Genomic DNA, 2,479 nt, shown 5'->3' with positions numbered 1-2,479 from the left:
TTTAAATGATTGCGAAAGGTAGATTTGTACACAGATTCTTCTTTTCCGAAGATTAGGAAAAAATCCCTTTTTAGGGTAAAATAGTGGAAGGAAGAAATTAGCTGAGGGGCGGAAGCGGATTTCTCTTTCTATGTATGAACTTTTAGGAATTAAGGGAAATCTATTTGTATCGAAAGCACTGGAGGTAATTTAAGGAGTGTTGAATAAGGAACCAGGAATTTACTTTCCCAAGGAGCGCTCTCTACGCGGTGTATCTCCACGCCTGGCGGAAATGCTCAGAGAGTGGACTAATGAAAAAGCAAAGTAGTGCTTTTAGCCGTATCTGGGGGTATCTTCGTCCTTATAAAGTCTATGTGATAGGTGCCTTTATCATGGCTCTCTTGGGAGCAGGATTTAATTTGGTTGTTCCCTGGCTGGTTAAAGGTGCCATTGATGATGCTCTAATAGGAAGAGACAACCGGCTTCTTCTTTTTATTGCTCTGGGGGCAGTAATTCTTTTTTTCTTTAAGGGATTGGCTTCTTATCTTCAGAACTTATGGGTTTCTTTTTCTGGATTTCGGGCCACAACTCGTCTCCGTTCTGAATTGTATCAGCATCTTTATTTTCTTCCTGCTTCTTTTTTCCGCGATAATCCTGCAGGAGAGGTAGTGTCTCGCCTCACTAATGATGTGGCAATTTTACAGAATCTTTTTTCTAATACTTTTGTTAACCTGTTTATGGACTTTTTTATTTTTTCTGGCTCTATAATTTTGTTGTTTCTTATCCACTGGAAGCTGGCTCTGTTTTCAGTAGCGGTTTTACCTCTGGTGGGTTTTAGCGTAGAGTACCTGGGGAAAAAAGTTAAGGGAGTTTCTCATCTCTTGCAAAAGAGAGTGGCATCATTGGCTTCTCTGGTGGAGAGAGCAATGGCGGGAATGAAGATTTTTCAATCTTATATGACTGGCAATTATGAAATCGAAAAATTCGAAGCAGAAAATGAGGCCAGCTTTGATCTGGCCATGGAGCAAGTTCGAGCTAAGGCATTACTTACCCCTCTGGTAGAATTGGTCTCTGCTTGTGGTGTTACCGCTGTTTTATTGTATGGTGGAAGAGAGGTTATTCAAGGTTACCTTACTACCGGTGAGTTAATAGCCTTTCTGGGATATTTACTTACTGCTTCCACCCCTCTCTCACGTTTTTCCAGCAGCTTCCAGGTTCTTCAGCAGAGTTTGGCTTCTGCTGAGCGACTCTTTGATTTTCTAGATCTTCCTTTGTGGGGTAAAGAGATGGAAGGACAAAAAGAAATAACTTCTTTGCAAGAAGGGATAAAATTCAAGAATGTTTCTTTTTCTTACCAGGAAGAAAAAGTACTGGAAAATTTTAATCTAGAAATTAAAAAAGGAGAAAAAGTGGGGATAGTGGGACGAAGCGGAGCGGGAAAGAGTACGTTAATTAACTTACTTCTCCGTTTTTATGACCCGGATGAGGGGAGCATAGAAATTGATGGTGTTGATATTCGAGAATTGACTTTTTCCTCGTTGAGAAGCTTGATGGGGGTAGTATTACAGGACACTCTGATTTTAGGGGGAACGATAAGAGAAAACATCCTATATGGAAACTTAGATGCCACCTCAGAAGAGGTTCACCTTGCTTCTGTTAGAGCTCACGCTCATGAATTTATTGTCCATCTAGAAAAAGGTTATGACACTGAAGTGGGAGAAGGAGGAGCTCGCTTCTCCGGAGGACAAAAACAGAGAATTGCCATTGCTCGAGCTTTGCTAAAAGATCCTCCTATTTTAATTTTTGATGAGGCTACCTCTAACCTGGATCCTGAATCGGAGAAATATATTTTAGATACCATTGCCAACATTGAGGAAGATAAGATAGTAATAGTAGTGGCTCATTCCTTGAGTATGGTAAAAGATTTAGACCGGATTATTGTTATTGAAGATGGAAGAGTTAGAGGTGACGGAACACACGAAGAGCTTTTACAATCTAATCTTTATTATCGACGTCTTTTTGGTGTAGAGACTTTTGATAAAGCTCTCTGATTTTCCGAAGGGAAGGGCGATACTCAGGACTCTGGTAGTCGGGATAAGTATAAGGGAAAGGCCGAAAGTCTCCTTTTTCCCATTTAATAGTGGCTTCAGCATATATACCTCTGCAGAGATAGACGCGGTGAGAGAAATTTTTAGTACTGGCCAGCACAATTTTACCCCCGTCAAAGTAACCGGGATCTAAATTGATTCTTCGTTCTTTCTCTCCTTCCTGAGTAGTTTTTTCTATCTCGTTGGTGGCAACTTTTATGTCGGCTAATTCTCCTGGGTCAATCAAGGGTTTGAAGACTATAAATACTCTTTTCAAGTTTTCTCCAATATTTTGGTAATAGTCAGTGTAAGTGAAAGGAATCTCCTCACTAATCCACTCAATTTCTCCCCATCGTTTTTCAAGCTGGGGCAAAATATCTTCTAATATGTTTCTTTCTTCATAAAGAACAGCG

Annotated in this window: 2 protein-coding genes; one reads left to right on the top strand and one right to left on the bottom strand. The window is 40.3% G+C overall.

Annotated elements, in window-relative coordinates; genetic code table 11:
- The first annotated feature begins 290 nt into the window (after nucleotides 1–290).
- Nucleotides 291–2,030 carry an ABC transporter ATP-binding protein gene (locus GXZ17_RS02925; protein ID WP_409375792.1) on the top strand — a complete coding sequence of 580 codons (1,740 nt, stop codon included), beginning with the start codon at nucleotides 291–293 and terminating at the stop codon, nucleotides 2,028–2,030.
- Here the strand turns inward: GXZ17_RS02925 and GXZ17_RS02920 are convergent.
- A partial coding sequence (locus GXZ17_RS02920) for a DUF4416 family protein (protein ID WP_409375791.1) occupies nucleotides 1,975–2,479 on the bottom strand: 505 nt, incomplete at its 5' end. The genes GXZ17_RS02925 and GXZ17_RS02920 overlap by 56 nt on opposite strands.

Source organism: Candidatus Sordicultor fermentans (genome assembly GCF_012728195.1).
Classification (GTDB): Bacteria; Atribacterota; Atribacteria; order Atribacterales; family Caldatribacteriaceae; genus Sordicultor; species Sordicultor fermentans.
Note: the sequence above shows the minus strand (reverse complement) of the source record. Positions and strands in the feature narration are given on the sequence as shown.